This is a genomic window from Novosphingobium sp. RL4, from assembly GCF_035658495.1.
Lineage (GTDB): Bacteria > Pseudomonadota > Alphaproteobacteria > Sphingomonadales > Sphingomonadaceae > Novosphingobium.
The window spans coordinates 2,223,058-2,238,174 of record NZ_CP141944.1 but is presented as its reverse complement, the minus strand read 5'-3'; the positions used below and the strand labels follow the sequence as shown (position 1 = coordinate 2,238,174).

The following is a 15,117-nucleotide window of genomic DNA, read 5'->3' as shown; positions in this document are numbered from 1 at the left end:
ATCACCTCCTTGAGGCTGGATACCGGAGCGCATTATGAAACAGGTTGTTCTCATCACGGGCGGCACCATGGGGATCGGCCTTGCTTTGGCAAAGGCGTTCATGGCGCAAGGCGCTGCCGTGGCGGTCTGCGGTCGATCCGCCGATGCGCTCGACAGTTTTTCCCATGCGCACCCGGAAGCGCTGGCGATCCGGGCCGACGTAACCAGCGCCGAGGACAGGGCTGCCATGCTTGATGCGGTAGCCGACCGGTTCGGCCGTCTCGACGTGCTGGTGAACAACGCCGGCACGTTTGTGGAACGCGACTTCCTTGACGGCAGTCGCGCGACCGAGGGCCTTGAACAGGAGGTGGCGCTCAACCTGACCGCCCCGATCCAGTTGACGGGCGAGGTTTTGGCACGCTGGCCTTCCATTGCCGCGTTGGTGTTCGTCACCTCGGGTTTCGCGCTCGTTTCTCCCACGCGCGCACCGACCTACGGTGCCGTGAAAGCCGGCTTGCACGCCTTTGCCGAGGGGTTGCGGCGTCAGCTTGCAGCGGATGGAACCCATGTTCTCGAACTGCTGCCCCCCACGGTGGATACGCAGATGAACGCCAAGCTCAACCGCAAAAAGATGGCGCCGGCGGATGTGGCGGATGCGACCTTGAAGGCGCTGGCACAGCATCGCTCAATGGTACTGCCGGGTGATACCAGGCTCCTTCCGACGCTGCTGCGTATCGCACCGAAAACGATCGAGAGGATGATCGCGAAACTCTGAGCCAGCCGGCGAGGGAATGGGCTTGGCGGCGCTGACGGTCCCGATTCACCATCCCAATCGGGAAAGCCGCTCACCCAGCAACGGCAGCTATCGCCTCCGCATTCCCAAAACCTGCCGGTCGGCAGTCCATCAGACCTTGCCATTCATAGAGTGCCTAAGGGCGTTGATAAAACGGTGTCAGGTCGTGCTGGACAGACGCCGTGCGGCGTTAGAGTGCTATAGCGTAGACATAGTGCTCATCTTCGTCGGGCGTGGCCCGCCAACGGTCCTTCCCAAGACATCCCAAAACAACGGGTATTGATCCACTCGGATCAAGGCTCGCAGTTCACCAGCATGGACTGGGCGGCCTTCATCCGGGCTCACAATCTTGAGCATTCGATGAGCCGGCGCGGCAACTACCATGACAATGCGGTGGCAGAGAGCTTCTTCTCGTCGCTCAAGCGAGAACGCATCCGGCGCCGAACCTACAAAACGCGCGACGAAGCCCGGCAGGACGTGTTCGATTACATCGAGATGTTCTACAATCCGCTCCGCAAGCAGGTCAGGAACGGGATGCTGTCACCCGCACAGTTCGAGCGGCTGCAGATTTTGAAAGCGGAAGGCGTCTAGAAAACTAGGGGCTACTCAGCCCTCCACAAGGCCGCGCTGACCTGTTGCAGGTGTTTTTCCTCGTACCGTTCTGCGTTTTGAGTGGTGAACTTTAGACGCTTCTCTGCGAAATCTCAGCCAATGCCATCCACCCGTCGACAATGAAATGAGTCAAAAGCCCGACTAAGTGGGCTGCTTCGTCGGGGTGCAATTGTCCGTCCGCAGTCGGCCGATCTCGCTCGATCACTATCCGCAGCGCTGCCAGGATCATTTCAAAGCCGGCGTCTTGTGACGTCGCATCCATCTCAGGGAAAAGTCGAGCAAGCTCGAGGCGGAATCTGTTGCCGTTTGGATAGATGAATTCTTCCAGCAAACCGCGAGAGGCACTGGCAGGGTCATGTGCCTCCTTGACCATGATCGCGACGAAGTGCCTGCCGCGCGGATCACTAAGCATCCGGGCGGGGCCATCAAAAAAAGCCCGCACTACGGCCCGAAGTTGCTCCTTTTGCGGCGCATCAGAAGCAGGCTGCTTCTCCAAGAGTAAAGTGCCTGCATCCACTTGGCTGATCCAATTCTCCCAAATTTCACGGTAGAGCGTCTCTTTCGTACCGAAGTGATACGGCAGTTGTCCCAGGTGAACACCTGCGGCTCCAGCAATTGCTCGCATTGATACGCCCGCAAATCCCAGTTTTGCGAACAGGGGTTCTGCAGCTTGGAGGATCCGCTGCCGGGTCGAAAGTTCGGGATTTGCCATCAGTCCTCCCATGGCTGCTGGCGCCCCTGCCATCAATGCCACCACTCGAATTATGATTTGTACGGCCGTACAAATGTCAATATGCAGACCCTGTCAACGAGAGATCAACGGGTCGTGATTCGTCACATCACCGAACAAATCCTTGCTGTTTGGGAGAGATTTTATGGGGCATCGCGAGGACTGCGTGTCTCGGCTGATCGGGCCGCAAGCTATCGTCGGCGCGGCTACCTACAGCCCCCGCAGGTGACGACCCACAAGAAAAGACTGGCGCTTGGGTCGGAAGCCCGCCGGCCCATTCGCGAATGGTACGAATGCTTTGTCGATTACCCGAGCGTGCACCGACAAGGTCAAATTACCGATCAGTTCCGCCGCTCCGAAACCGAGGGAAGCCGATGTACATTCACATCTTTTTGTTTCGCTGGAAGCCTGATGCGACAGCCGATGACTGCTCGCGTGCGACCCACGCAATCGAAGGTTTCCGCGGCGAGATTCCCGGGCTGCTCGAAGTTGCAGTTGGACCGAACGTTGCAGTCAACCACGGGGGCTACGGTTTTGGCGGATATATGAAGTTTGCGAACGCAGCGGCTTGCGCAGCGTATGCAGACCATCCTCTCCACGTAGCGCTTCTCGAATGGCTGTTGCCGCTGATCGAGGCTGTGGAACTCGACCTCAATCCCAGCAAGTTCGAAGGAACACCTTGAGATGAGCACCAGATTGGCGGTCGCGATGGCCGGACTAAGCGTTGCCGCGGCAGGAGTGACCCAGACCATCCTGGCTGCTCCCCCGCCGGCCGCTGATCTTCCACCGATTCAGATTATTCCAGGCACTCCGCCATTCAAAATCCAAAAGCTGGCGCTGGCCGAAGTTCCGCGACCGAGCGGAAAAGCGGAATCGCTCTTTAACGGCCGCGATCTCAGCGCATTCACGCCGTGGCTCGGCAAGCCAGGGGGCGGCATGATCTTTCCCGGTGCCCCGGAGCAACCGCTGGGAAGGACCGGTATCGGCGACATATTCCGTGTTGTCCGGGTAGACGGGGCTCCCGCGATCTATGTCTCCGGTCGTACATGGGGGGCACTCAATACGCGGCGAGCCTACTCGAAGTACCATCTCAGCCTGTCTTATAAATTCGGCAGGCAATGGTCGCCCGAGACACCGCCGAACAGCGGCGTGTTGTATCATAGCTTTGGCAAGGAGGGCGCCATACTGGGTGCTTTGGCTAGCTCGGTTGAGTTCGAGATTTCCCCACCCAGGACAGGCATGGTCATGCCGGTCGGGCTAGGTGTCCGCATGGATGTGACAATCGGTGAAGGTTCTGAAAAAGGGTCGATGGGCGGACCCGACTATCGTTTCCTAGCCGGGGGCAGGCTTGCCACCATCCGTATGCCGACCCAGGTCCGGCAGGCAACCGATGCCGAGCATCCACTCGGGCAGTGGAACCGGCTCGATCTATATGTCGCCGGCGAGAACTCTGTCCACGTCATCAACGGCGAACCGGTGATGGCATTGTCCAATCTCAAGGCCATCGGAGACGACGGTAAAGCGCGGCCGCTCACCAGCGGAATGATCCAGCTCCAGTCCGAAGGCACCGAAATCTATTTCCGCGACATTCGGATCGAACCGATCACGACCGTTCCGCAGATTGTTGTTAGGAATTGAACATGAAGGTAACGCAAGCCGCGCCTCGGTTCGATGTAACCCGCAGAGGACTTCTCAAATCTACTTCGACGCTGGCCGTCATTAGTTTGATGCCGGGCCAACTGGCCGCCGCGGGCATAGGCCGTGGAACTTCCACTCCAGCGATGTGGCAAGGGCGCTGGCCGATCCGTCCTTTGCTCAAGGCGGACCTGTCAAAGCTTCTGGACGAGAAAGGTCGCGCCAAGCCTGTCCATGAGCGCAGGCTGATCGATGACATGGAGTCTGACAATGGCTGGGTAGCATCTGCGGCGGTCTCGCTAAGCTACACCAGCGAACGGGCGCGATCCGGTAGCCGTTCGCTTCGGTTCAGCACGTTGCTACGTAACGAGGACTACATTCGGGCGGCGCGCCGTCCCAACGGCACGTTCCATGGTGAGGGTGTGCTCTTTGAAGGGCAGCCATTCGCAGCTTTCGCACGACGCACCTTCAAGGAGCCACAGGACTGGAGCGCGTTCAATCGCATTTCCATGTGGGCTTACGTCCACCCGACTACTAATCCGGTCAATGTGATATCGCTGCAGTTCACCTGTGAAGGCGCCCCAGCAGGCCCACTCGATCCGGTTGCAGTGCACTATATTGGCGACCTGAAACCGGGTGAGTGGAATCATTTGGTGTGGGAAATTCCCGAGCAGCACCGCGATCGCGTTTCCGAGTTTATGATTTTCCAAACGCTTTCCGGTGTCAGCATCGGCGGAGCAGACACGCGTATCACTTATGATTTTGATGAGCTGGCAGTCGAGAGGATCGATGCTGAGCTGACCGGCCCCCACCGAGTGGTCCGGGTTGTTTGTTAGTGTAAGATTGCCTCCGGCGCCATGGCTGGCCGTAGGTGCAGCGTAGCGGAACCGGAGGGCAGCCATGGCGCCGTCGCCGTCTCCGGGGCCGGCGGTCGATACCCCAGCGAACTATGAGGCCTGACGGTGTTGTAGTGCCGCCGCCAGGCCTCGATCAGGATCTTCGCCTCGGCCAAGGTGTAGAAGATCTCCCCGTTCAAGAGCTCATCACGCATCGAGCCGTTGAAGGACTCACAGTAGCCATTTTCCCATGGGCTGCCGGGTGTAATGTAGAGCGTTTTCACGCCGATCTTCGCCAGCCATTGCTGCACGGCATTGGCGATAAATTCAGGGCCATTGTCTGACCGTATGTGCGCCGGCGGCCCCCGTGTGACGAACAACTCGGCGAGAGCCGCCAGCACGTCCTCGCTGCGCAGCCGTCGCGCGATGGGTAAGGCGAGGCACTCGCGGCTGGCCTCGTCGATGATCGACAGGATGCGGAACTTGCGGCCATCATGTGTGCGTCCCTCGACGAAGTCGTAAGACCACACATGGCCCGGATATTCCGGTCGCAGGCGGATACATGATCCGTCGTTGAGCCAGAGCCTTCCACGCTTCGGTTGCTTCTGCGGCACCTTGAGCCCTTCACGGCGCCAGATGCGCTCCACCCGTTTGCGGTTCACATGCCAACCGGCATCGCGCAGCAAGGCCGTCACCCGGCGATAGCCATAGCGGCCATACTGCCGGGCAAGCGCGATGATATCCTCGGTCAGGGCTGCTTCGTCATCCGCCCCACGCGGCGTTTTGCGCTGCGTCGATCGATGTTGCCCGAGCACGCGGCAGACCCGCCGCTCGGACACCGGCATCATGCCCCGGATATGATCGATACAGCGCCTGCGGCGCGCGGGGCTCAGAAGTTTCCCCGCGAGGCCTCCTGTAGGATCAACTTGTCCAGCGTCAGATCTGACACCGCCCGCCGCAACCGGGCGTTTTCCTTCTCAAGCTCTTTCATGCGCCGAGCCTGGTCCATCTTCAGGCCGCCATACTCCTTGCGCCAGCGGTAGTAGCTCTGCTCGGTGACGCCGATCCGGCGACACGCATCCGCCACCGTTCCGCCCTGCGCCAGCACGATCTCCGCTTCACGCAGCTTGCCGATGATCTCTTCCGGCTTGTGCTTCCTCGCCATTCAAGTCCTCCTTCGTGGCCAAATCTAAAACAGATTTTGGGCCACTCAGAAGGGGGCAGATCAGAGCAGCCTAAGGGCTGGGCCATTGCCCCTGGAACCATCGCCTTCAGCCACGTCGGCTATCAACCTGCCGGACCAAAGATCGCCATCGCACACGAGGGCTCCCACTCGTTTCAGATTGTTGAAGCTGATAGCAACCAGGTAGTGGCGACCTTGGACGCCGCCCCGGTCATTAACTCGCGCGGCTCCTATCGTAAGCTGGACTTCACCTCATTCAGTAAGCCTGGGCGTTATCGGCTGCGGCATGGCTCGACCAACAGCGATCCCTTCCTGATTTCCGACGACGCCTGGGAGCCAGTGATCGAAGCCACGCTCAACGCCTTTTACGGGTTGAGGTGCGGCTTCCCTGTGCCAGGTGTCCAGGATGCGTGCCATCGGGACGTCTTTGCGCTCTACAAAGGAGAAAAGCGCAGCGTCGAAGGCGGATGGCATGATGCCGCAAACCTGACCCAGAGCCCCTATCGAACCCACCTCTCGATCTACGCGCTGCTTGATTTGCACGATGCGTTGAAACTGCGCGGGAAGTCGGCGCTGGCCGAGCGCGCATTGGAAGAAGCTCTCTGGGGCTTGGACTGGTCGGTTCGTACCCGCTTCGCTCCGGCTCAGCGCGCGCTCTACAACCATGTGTCCTACTGGACCGACAGCAAGGTCGGCACCGCAGACGATGTCATTCAGGACGACGAGCGCAGTTCAGTTGGCCGGGATGATTTCCAGAACATCCTCGGTGTTCTTGCTGGTGCACGCTCTGTGCGAACTTTGCGGACGCGGGATGCCAAGCTTGCATCGAATGTGCTCAAGGCTGCGCGCGAGGACTTCGCTCTCGTTGCGGCGGCAATCCAACCTCCGAAGGATGCTCCTCCGCTCGAGATCAACCAGCCGAGTTGGCGGGACTTTATCGGCTATGCGACGCTGGCTGCCGTCGAAATGTACCGCGCAACGGGCGAGCGGCAATATGCAACCGAAGCGGCTCGCTTTGCCAAATGGCTCGTGGCCATCCAGGAACGCACCTTTATCGACGGCATTGGCATAACCGGCTATTTTTACGAAGACGCTGGAAGGACACGCATAGTCCACGAATACCACAACAGCTTCGAGGATTGCGGTCTTCTCGCGTTCTCGGCGCTGTGTGATGCGCTGCCCGATCACCCTGACTGGATGGACTGGTACGCGGGGTTGGCAATCTACGCCGATCATTTCTGTGTGACCGGCTCAGAGGCATCGGGTCCATTCAACATCATTCCAGCGGCGGTCTGGCGCAAGTCTGACCTAGACGCTCCGCAACCTCTTGATCGGACGGGCATGATGCTAGCGCAAAAGCCCAGCGCTGTGTTCCCCACACCGCCCATGCCGGACGTGATCCGCCGCCAAATGCAACAGCAGTACGATGCTGGAACCTCGCTCGGACCCAATCATACCTTGCGCATCTTCCCGCTCTGGTACGATCACGTTCGTAAGGGATCGAGTACGGTTCATATGAGCAAGACCATCGGTCTCGGTGCAGCGGCCGCGACGCTCCAACGAGCCGACCTCTCCGACTTGGCAGCGCGTCAGGTTCAGTGGGTCCTCGGCGCAAACCCATTTTCCCGCTCGCTTCTGTACGGCGTAGGCAACGCGTTTTGGCAGAATTTCACAGTGGCACTGCCAAACTTCGTTGGTGGCATGTCGCTCGGGTTCAATTCCTATGAGGAAGACGCGCCCGCCTGGGGTAACAATGCGGTGTTCCCGTACAAGGAGATGTGGGTTTACTCGAGCTGTCGCATGGCGATGAATTTTTCCCGCGTGGGAATTGGCGCTCGGCTGAAGGGAACAGCACCACAGGGAGCCGAGTTCCGGAACTCGCGAACAAAGAAGACGACTCGGGTGCGTCCGGGCAAGTTTGATCTGCAACTCGATGCCGGTCGTTACGATGTCCGATATGGCTCCATCGAAAGGCAACTTGCCGTCGCCGACGCCTCTTCTGTGGTTCTGTCGCTCGATCCACTGCGCACTGCAATCCTTTCGGCAACTTCGCGCCTAACTGAGGGCGGACGGCACCAAATCGATCTGACAGTTTCCGGTGCGGGTACACATGAACTGACGGTCCGGACGTGGAACGCTGCAGTGAGCGGTCCCAAGCAGGTCATCGCAACACAAACGGCAAAAACCTATCCGATTTCACTTGAAATCACTGATCCGTCAAAACCGTGGATCGTCGCGTTTGGTACAGCGAATGAACCCCACAATATTATGACGATCAGCGGTAATTAAACTTGGAATATTATACCAATTCCTGTTTCTGGATACAATTACTTGTTACGCCAACGTTGCGCAAGATCGATGCGCAACGTTGGCGGGGCTGGCCTGCCTTATCTGGCAAAAGCCGGCAGCACGAAAAGGCTGAAAAGAACCAGGACGATCGTGGCTGCAGAGAGAATGCCGATCAACGAATGGGCTGATACTTTACCGCGCGGCGGTTGCCGTTGAAGAGGCCCCCGTAACGGCTGAAGCCGATGGGACGAAGGCGTCCGTGCATCGGGCAGCAGGCCCATAGAAAGCTGGTCCGTCCAATGAGAAACGCCCGAAAACGTCCGGAGAGTTGTTGAAGACAACGATCCAGCGGGCTGCTAGAGGGCAGCCATGGCTTCAATTTTTTCCTTGAAAAAGCCGGAAATCGCGATTGATTTCGGCACTGCGAATGTTCGCGTGGTTCATCGCTCCGATGGCATTTTGTTCGATGAACCTTCGCTTTGCTGCTTCACTGGTCCTTCGGGTGCCGAGCGACTTCTTGCAGCCGGACAAAGCGCGCGGGCGATGGTGGATCGCACGCCAAGCCACATGCGGATCAAGCGTCCGCTTCGTCGCGGAGTCCTGCAGGACATCGATGCGGCCACGCACATGCTCAGCTATGCGCTGCGCAGCGCGATGGGACGCACGCGGCTGGGCCGGACGCGCGTCCTGATCGGGGTGCCTTCGGATGCCACTCAGGCGGAGCGGGCAGCGCTTCTTACCGCGGCAAGCGACGCTGGCCTGGCCTCGGTCCGGCTTGTCCCCGAACCGCTGGCCGCCGCGATCGGTGCCGAATTGCCCATCGAGCGTCCCTCCGGAACCATGATCGTCGAATGCGGCGCCGGTACCAGCGAAGTGGCGATAATATCGCTTGGCGGCATCTGCGGGACGCGATCGGTACGTGTCGGCGGTGCATCACTGGCCCGTGCCATCGCCGACGATCTGCACCTGCGGCACAAGTTGCTCGTCGGCGATCTCACCGCGGAACGCGTGATGGAGGAGTACAGCAACCACGCGCAAAACGGCGATCGTTCCGTACCGATCGAGGTCAAGGGACGCAGCCTTCGCACTCAGATGCCGGCTATCCTGTCGCTCTCCTGCGCAGAACTCGATCTTGTCGCGGAGAAGCATTTCCGCGTGATTATCGAAGCCGTACGTCAACTGCTCAGCGAAACTCCGCCGGAACTCAGCCATGACATTCTGGCGGACGGCATCGTGCTGACCGGCGGAGGCGCGCTTTCGCCCTTGCTCGGCTCGCTCATGTCAAAGGAAACCGGCCTTTCGGTGCGGACGGCAGCCGATGCGTGCGGATGCGTGGTGCGAGGACTGCAGGCGATGCTGTTGCATTGAGCCTCGAAGAGAGAGGCCACGGTACGGAAGGCAAGCCATTGATTAGCAGCGCTTACTACTACATGCGCATTTAGCCATCTAATCATGGAATTTTCCTGGCGCTACCTTCTCCCGGAAAACAGGAGAAAACGCCATGTCGCGACGCGCGATCACATCTGCAGCGATGCCGCTCCTGTTGGCGTTGTTCGCCGTGTCCACGCAGGCCGCGCCCTCCCCCCTCGTCATCAGCGAACAAGGCAGTTTCGCGGTCGGTGGAACGATACACACCGAACCCGGCACCTTCGCCAACAACGCTCCGACGGCAGCGGGCCAAAGTCTCCACGCAGACCATCTCTATGCGTTCTATCAGGTGCCTGAAAAGCCGAGGCGGCTGCCTGTCGTGATGCTTCACGGTGCCTATCAGTCGGGGCGGAGCTGGGAAACCACGCCGGATGGCCGCGAAGGTTTCCAGACGATTTTCCTGCGCCGCCACTTCACGACATATGTCGTGGACCAGCCGCGCAGGGGGCGAGCCGGCAACAGCAGCGTGGCGGCGGCGATAGAGCCCGCGCCCAACGACCAGCTCTTTTTCGATCAGTTCCGCCTGGGGGCCTGGCCGGAATTCTTCGGCGGCGTGCAGTTCGATCGCCGGCCGGAGACGCTGGAGCAGTTCTTCCGTTCCGTCACGCCGAACACCGGCCCTTACGATGCCAGGGTCATTTCGAGCGCCATGACCGCGCTGCTCGAAAAGACCGGGCCTGCAATCCTCTTCACGCATTCGCAGGGCGGCGAGCCCGGGTGGCTGACCGCCATGGCAAGCCCGAATGTAAAGGCCGTGGTGGCATTCGAGCCGGGCAGCGGGTTCGTCTTTCCGAAGGGGGAGGCGCCGCCGGAAATGCCCAGTGCCGCCGGGACATTGAAACCGGTGGAAATAGCGCCTGCGGACTTCGCCCTGCTCACCCGCATTCCCATCGCGATCTTCTACGGCGACAATATCCCCGCCGATCCGACCGCGGAGCGCGGAAAGGATAACTGGCGGGTCCGATTGGCCATGGCGAGACTGTGGGTGGACTGCGTCAACCGGCATGGCGGCGATGCCCGTCTCATCCATCTGCCCGACCTCGGCATTCGCGGGAACACGCACTTCATGATGTCCGACCTGAACAACCTCCAGATCGCGGACGAGGTATCGAAGTTCCTTGCCGAAAAGGGGCTCGATCAGTCGGAGCACCCGGAATGACCGGTTCCATCCTCCATCGCAGCCCACCGCTCGTCCTCACCTCCACGAAGCTGCATTGGCACAACTTGCCCCGCTCTTTTCCCGCAGCGCTGAGCGGCTGAGCCGAGCGCTGACGCCGCGATCCCCGACACTGAAAAAGGAGCCGCCCGAGTGAGCAAGAAGACCCGAAACCTGTTTTTCGCCGCGATGGTGCTGCTTGCCGGAAGCGCTTCGACGATGGCCGGGGCCCAGACCGCTCCCGAACCGGACGACAAGCCGCCATCGCGGGCGCAGCAATTGATGGGCGATGTTGCCCCCAAGCTCGCCGAACTCACCGACGAAGTGCTGCTGGGCGACGTGTGGGAACGTCCCGGCCTCGCCAAACGCGATCGCAGCCTCATCACCGTCGCCGCGCTGATCGCGCTCAACCGGCCTGAGCAGCTTCGCTCCCACATGCGGCTTGCCCGGCAGAACGGCGTGACCGAAGCCGAACTGGTGGAAACGATTACGCAGCTTGCGTTCTACGCGGGCTGGCCAAACGCCATCGCCGCCGTCGGCATCGCTCGCGAGGTCTTTCATTCAAAATGAGGTATCTTGGGATGAGCAATCGGGCGGGCCGCACGATCGCGGCACTGGGAATGGCCTGCCTGTCCGTCACCGCTCTGGCGCAAGAACCCGAAAAAGCCGAACGGCGGGGCGTTTCGGTCATCCGGGCGGGAACTGGTCCTGCGGCAAAAGGGCCGGCACAGAACTTCACGGGGACGGTCCGCGTGGAAGGTCGCTTTCAGCGTGAAGCGCCGGCGCGGGTGGGCGGAGCAACCGTGACCTTCGAACCGGGCGCGCACACGGCGTGGCATAGGCATCCGCTGGGACAGACGCTGGTCGTCACGCGCGGCCGTGGCCTCGTCCAGGAATGGGGGAGCCCCGCGCAGGCGTTCGTGCCCGGGGACGTCGTCTGGATACCGCCCCAGACCAAGCACTGGCACGGCGCGGCCCCGGATGACGGCATGACCCATGTCGCCATTGCCGAAGTTCAGGATGGCAGCTCCGTCACGTGGATGGAGCCGGTCAGCGAAGAACAATACCGCGAAGCGGCGGCCGTCATTCCGCGCGGACCGTCTTGATATCCTGATCGGCGGCCCAGCCGTTTATGTCCTCCCGGCGCAGCGCGGCCGCCATGAGGCCGGGAAACTGGTCGGGCGTACATGCAAAGACCGGGATGCCAAGCGCCGCCACCCGTGCGGACAGGGCGGGATCGTAGGACGGGCGGCCACTGTCGGTCAGCGCGAGCAGGACGATGACATTGACGCCCGACAGCACCAGTGCGGCCAGACGGTCAACCAGCGCTTCCGCGTTCCCGCCTTCGTAAAGGTCGGTAATCAGGATCAGGTGAGACTTGGAGGGACGTTCGATCCGGTCCTCGCAATAGGCCACGGCGCGGTTGATGTCGGTGCCGCCGCCGAGCTGGATTCCGAACAGCACTTCCACCGGATCGGCCAGTTCCCCGGTCAGGTCGACGATTGCCGTGTCGAAGCAGACCAGCCGGGTGGTCACCACCGGCAGCGAGGCCATCACCGCCGCGAAGATCGAGGCATAGACCACCGAACTTGCCATCGAGCCGGACTGGTCGACGCAGAGCACGACCTCATCCAGATCCACGATCCGTCGCTGCTGGCGCATGAAGCCGATCAGCCGTTCCGGAACGACGGTCCGATGCTCCGGCTGATAATGGCTGAGGTTTGCGCGAATGGTGCGCGGCCAGTCGATATCCGAGAAGCGCGGGCGGCTGGTGCGGCGAGACCGGTCCAGCGCGCCGCGAATGGCCTCTGCAGTGCGCCGCTCCAGCCGTTCCATCAGTTCCGCAACGACCTTGCCGATGACGACACGGGCGGTTTCCCTGGTCTTTTCCGGCATCACGCCGCGCAGCGCCACCAGATCGGCGACGAGGTTCACGTCCGCCTCGACCGTGGCGAGAAATTCGGGTTCGAGCAGCATCTGGCGCAGGCCCTTGCGCTCGAACGCGTCCTTCTGGATCACCTGCACGACGGAGCCGGGAAAGAACTCGCGGATGTCGCCCAGCCATTTGGCGACGCGCGGAGCCGATCCGCCAAGCCCGCCGCGTCCCTTCATCTCAGTGCCATCGCCATAGAGCGCGGACAGCGCCCGGGACATCCGCCGGTCGCCGTCGGACAGCGCCGCAGTACCCTCCTCGGCTTCGGTTCCCAGCGCCAGCGTCCATCGGCGGTCGCGCTCCATGTCGCTCATCGCGGTGCTCCTGCGTTCATGAGGCCCAGGACGCGGGCTTCATGCGCGGGCCAGATCGCGTCGGCGCCGGGCAGCAGCCGATAGCCGCGCGCATTCGATGCGCCGCGGCCCAGCGCCGCATCCATGAGCCGCCGCCGCGCGCTGCGGTCAAGGCTGGAAAAGACGCGGCGAAACAGTGGCAGGTTGGTGATGAACGTCTCTTCGTCAAGCCCGGTAAGCCAACCGTCTACGGCATCGCGCAGGGGCGCATCATGGACCAGTCGCTCACCCATGCCCGCAAGGAAACCTTCGAAGAAACCCGCCGCCTGCGGAACCGGTGTCCCCGGCGACAGCATCCGGCCTAGCAGCGTGGCCGCTTCTTCCGCGGTGAGCAGATCGGCCTCGTAGAGCAGGCGCGCGGCGGCACCGGCAATGAGGCGCGTCGCCCGGTCATCGCCGATCAACCTGCGAAGCGCATCGTGCCAGGTTCCGGCGATCGCGCCGCCGAGCTGGGCAAGCTGGATGGCCGCTTCGGCCGCGAGGATGGCATCGCGCAGGGCGGCCGCCGGCTCGGCATCGAGATCGCGCGCCGCGTAGGGCAGCGCCAGGGCCGCCTGGACGACCATGCGCGGCATGAGATCGGCAAGATGCCCAGCCATGCCGCTGCGCGCTTCGCCGTAGCGCAAAATGTCGGCCATGGCGGGCAGCGCGGCCAGCAAGGCAAGACAGTCGCTGGTGAGCGCCGCCTTCGTTTCGAGCAGCCCGGTGCCGAACTCCGCTGCAGCGGGCAGACCGGCGATCATCGCGCTGCGAACCAGCCCGGCTAGCGCGGCGAGATCGGGTTCGGCGCGCATCGCATCGGTCAGACGCCCGGTCGCCGCCTCCGCGATCGTCGAGCCGTGGACGAGGTTCTCCACCAGCCGCACGGCAAATTCCGGTTCCCAGCACAGCAGCCAGTTCTCCCGGAAGGTGCCCCTGCTCCGCCCGGCATCGGCCGCCCTGCCCCACGGCACGTCCAGCGCCGCCAGCCGGTGAAGCAGGGTCGAGCGGGCAAGCCCGCTCTCGCTGCGCAGGTCCAGCGTCAGCGCGCGCTCCAGCGCTTCGGGCTTGAGCCGCGCCGCCTTCTGCTGGCGCTGCAGATCTTCCAGCAGGGGAGCCAGCGGGGTGTCGGCCGGGATCGTGCCCACACCTGACCCCACCAGCAGTTCCGCCGCGATATCGTCCCACACCGCCCGCTCGCCGTTGCACAGGCAGGCGACGGCTGCATCGCGCAATTCCTCGAAGCCGGGATGCGGCCGCGCCCGCATTGCCGCAAGCGCATGGCCCAGCCGCTGCGCCTCGATCACCGAGGCGGTGGAGACGAAATGGCCGCGTTCGCGCATGATGCGGGCGATGCGGGCCAGCCAGATCGCATCCCGGTCGGAGGCATCGCGGGTGTTCCAGAGATGCGCGCACCAGCCCGGCGCCACCACACCGGCGCCATAACCGCTCGCCCGGGCGAGACGCGGTTCCGTCCACGGTGCCCAGGTTGCCCGCATCCTGACTTTCGCACGCCCCTTCAGCAAGGCACGGTCAGCGGTGAGGCTGTGCCGCGCGGCGAGTGCGGGCACGTGCCAGGCCCCGCATATGACCGCAACCGGTCCCTCGCTCTCCTTTGCGGCCCGCGCGATCTCGATCCGCATGTGCGCCTCCCGTGCCGCTTCACGCGCGGGGATAGCGCCCGCTTCGCTGCGCAGCGCGGTCATCGCGTCGGCCACCGCATCGAACACTGGCCCCGATGAAGGCGTTTCCTCGATCACGTCCGACCACCAGCTTTCGCCGTCATAGTAACCCGCCGCGGCGGCCAGCACGCCGATGGGATCGTGGCTGATCGGATCGTCACCCGCACAGGCGGCCGCTTCCTGCCCGGCGCTGCCAGCGTGTTCGCCGAGACGGTCAGACGCGGGCAGGTCGATGAAACGCAGCCCCGCGCCCCGCGCCATTGCCCAGCGCGCCGCCTGATACTCCGGCGAATAATCCGCGAAGGGGAAGAAGCTGGCCTCCGAGGGATTGTCCTCGGCATACGTCAGCAGCGCGACCGGCGTTTCCATTGCCGGGTCGGCCAGCATCGGCAGCAGGTGGGAGGCATCGGACGGTCCCTCGATCAGCACGGTAGCCGGCTGGAGCAGGTCGAGCGCCTCCACCAGCCGGCGCGCGGAGCCGGGGCCATGGTGGCGGATGCCGAACAGCGATACCTCTGCCGCCATGGGC

13 protein-coding genes and 1 pseudogene are annotated in these 15,117 nt (G+C 62.4%); 10 read left to right on the top strand and 4 right to left on the bottom strand.

Annotated features, from left to right (window positions below):
- Positions 1-34 precede the first annotated feature (34 nt).
- Positions 35-754, top strand: coding sequence for an SDR family NAD(P)-dependent oxidoreductase (locus U9J33_RS10855; protein ID WP_324695146.1), 720 nt, complete (start codon positions 35-37; stop codon positions 752-754).
- 282 nt (positions 755-1,036) lie between these two features.
- A pseudogene (locus U9J33_RS10850) lies at positions 1,037-1,363 on the top strand (IS3 family transposase); the annotation flags it as partial.
- 91 nt (positions 1,364-1,454) lie between these two features.
- Here U9J33_RS10850 and U9J33_RS10845 read toward each other — a convergent pair.
- Positions 1,455-2,096 carry a TetR/AcrR family transcriptional regulator gene (locus U9J33_RS10845; RefSeq protein ID WP_165913198.1) on the bottom strand — a complete coding sequence of 214 codons (642 nt, stop codon included), beginning with the start codon at positions 2,094-2,096 and terminating at the stop codon, positions 1,455-1,457.
- Positions 2,097-2,488: 392 nt separating this feature from the next.
- Here U9J33_RS10845 and U9J33_RS10840 point away from each other — a divergent pair, with 392 nt between their 5' ends.
- The 3 genes from U9J33_RS10840 to U9J33_RS10830 are packed head-to-tail and all read left to right on the top strand — an operon-like array spanning position 2,489 to position 4,585.
- A complete protein-coding gene (locus U9J33_RS10840; RefSeq protein WP_185997398.1) occupies positions 2,489-2,797 on the top strand; it encodes a Dabb family protein in 309 nt (102 codons plus the stop codon).
- A 1-nt stretch (position 2,798) separates the two neighbouring features.
- Positions 2,799-3,752, top strand: a complete 954-nt coding sequence (locus tag U9J33_RS10835; protein WP_324695143.1) for a DUF1080 domain-containing protein — start codon at positions 2,799-2,801, stop codon at positions 3,750-3,752.
- 2 nt (positions 3,753-3,754) lie between these two features.
- Positions 3,755-4,585 (top strand): hypothetical protein, encoded by an 831-nt coding sequence (locus tag U9J33_RS10830; RefSeq protein ID WP_324695141.1) that lies wholly within the window; start codon positions 3,755-3,757, stop codon positions 4,583-4,585.
- Here the strand turns inward: U9J33_RS10830 and U9J33_RS10825 are convergent.
- A protein-coding gene (locus U9J33_RS10825) for an IS3 family transposase (RefSeq protein WP_292637164.1) occupies positions 4,582-5,750 on the bottom strand; the annotation gives its coding sequence in 2 pieces (ribosomal slippage) (positions 4,582-5,489 and positions 5,489-5,750; 1,170 coding nt in all). The genes U9J33_RS10830 and U9J33_RS10825 overlap by 4 nt on opposite strands.
- 36 nt (positions 5,751-5,786) lie before the next feature.
- On the opposite strand from U9J33_RS10825, the gene U9J33_RS10820 reads away from it, so the two are divergent.
- From U9J33_RS10820 to U9J33_RS10800, 5 genes are all read left to right on the top strand, one after another.
- Positions 5,787-8,057, top strand: coding sequence for a glycoside hydrolase family 9 protein (locus U9J33_RS10820; RefSeq protein WP_324695137.1), 2,271 nt, complete (start codon positions 5,787-5,789; stop codon positions 8,055-8,057).
- A 369-nt stretch (positions 8,058-8,426) separates the two neighbouring features.
- Entirely contained in the window at positions 8,427-9,425 is a 999-nt protein-coding gene (locus tag U9J33_RS10815) for a rod shape-determining protein (protein ID WP_185997400.1), read from the top strand.
- A 133-nt stretch (positions 9,426-9,558) separates the two neighbouring features.
- Positions 9,559-10,644: an alpha/beta fold hydrolase gene (locus tag U9J33_RS10810; protein WP_324695134.1), complete on the top strand. Its 1,086-nt coding sequence runs from the start codon at positions 9,559-9,561 to the stop codon at positions 10,642-10,644.
- Positions 10,645-10,794: 150 nt separating this feature from the next.
- On the top strand, positions 10,795-11,211 hold the full coding sequence (locus U9J33_RS10805) for a carboxymuconolactone decarboxylase family protein (RefSeq protein WP_324695132.1): 417 nt from the start codon (positions 10,795-10,797) through the stop codon (positions 11,209-11,211).
- Positions 11,212-11,222: 11 nt separating this feature from the next.
- Complete coding sequence (locus tag U9J33_RS10800) at positions 11,223-11,747, top strand: cupin domain-containing protein (protein WP_324695130.1); 525 nt, start codon at positions 11,223-11,225, stop codon at positions 11,745-11,747.
- Here U9J33_RS10800 and U9J33_RS10795 read toward each other — a convergent pair.
- Both U9J33_RS10795 and U9J33_RS10790 read right to left on the bottom strand, forming a co-directional pair.
- Positions 11,725-12,888, bottom strand: coding sequence for a VWA domain-containing protein (locus U9J33_RS10795; protein ID WP_324695128.1), 1,164 nt, complete (start codon positions 12,886-12,888; stop codon positions 11,725-11,727). The two genes, U9J33_RS10800 and U9J33_RS10795, sit on opposite strands and share 23 nt — an antisense overlap.
- The gene (locus U9J33_RS10790) at positions 12,885-15,113 is read right to left on the bottom strand and encodes a DUF5682 family protein (RefSeq protein ID WP_324695126.1); all 2,229 of its coding nucleotides are present in this window, start codon (positions 15,111-15,113) and stop codon (positions 12,885-12,887) included. The genes U9J33_RS10795 and U9J33_RS10790 overlap by 4 nt, the downstream gene beginning before the upstream one ends.
- Between the last annotated feature and the right edge of the window lie 4 nt (positions 15,114-15,117).

Bases quoted from the DNA above. Each gene is read 5' to 3' on its own strand.
- U9J33_RS10855 (WP_324695146.1), top strand. From the start codon at position 35: ATGAAACAGGTTGTTCTCATCACGGGCGGCACCATGGGGATCGGCCTT.
- U9J33_RS10845 (WP_165913198.1), bottom strand. From the start codon at position 2,096: ATGGCAAATCCCGAACTTTCGACCCGGCAGCGGATCCTCCAAGCTGCA.
- U9J33_RS10840 (WP_185997398.1), top strand. From the start codon at position 2,489: ATGTACATTCACATCTTTTTGTTTCGCTGGAAGCCTGATGCGACAGCC.
- U9J33_RS10835 (WP_324695143.1), top strand. From the start codon at position 2,799: ATGAGCACCAGATTGGCGGTCGCGATGGCCGGACTAAGCGTTGCCGCG.
- U9J33_RS10830 (WP_324695141.1), top strand. From the start codon at position 3,755: ATGAAGGTAACGCAAGCCGCGCCTCGGTTCGATGTAACCCGCAGAGGA.
- U9J33_RS10815 (WP_185997400.1), top strand. From the start codon at position 8,427: ATGGCTTCAATTTTTTCCTTGAAAAAGCCGGAAATCGCGATTGATTTC.
- U9J33_RS10810 (WP_324695134.1), top strand. From the start codon at position 9,559: ATGTCGCGACGCGCGATCACATCTGCAGCGATGCCGCTCCTGTTGGCG.
- U9J33_RS10800 (WP_324695130.1), top strand. From the start codon at position 11,223: ATGAGCAATCGGGCGGGCCGCACGATCGCGGCACTGGGAATGGCCTGC.
- U9J33_RS10795 (WP_324695128.1), bottom strand. From the start codon at position 12,888: ATGAGCGACATGGAGCGCGACCGCCGATGGACGCTGGCGCTGGGAACC.
- U9J33_RS10790 (WP_324695126.1), bottom strand. From the start codon at position 15,113: ATGGCGGCAGAGGTATCGCTGTTCGGCATCCGCCACCATGGCCCCGGC.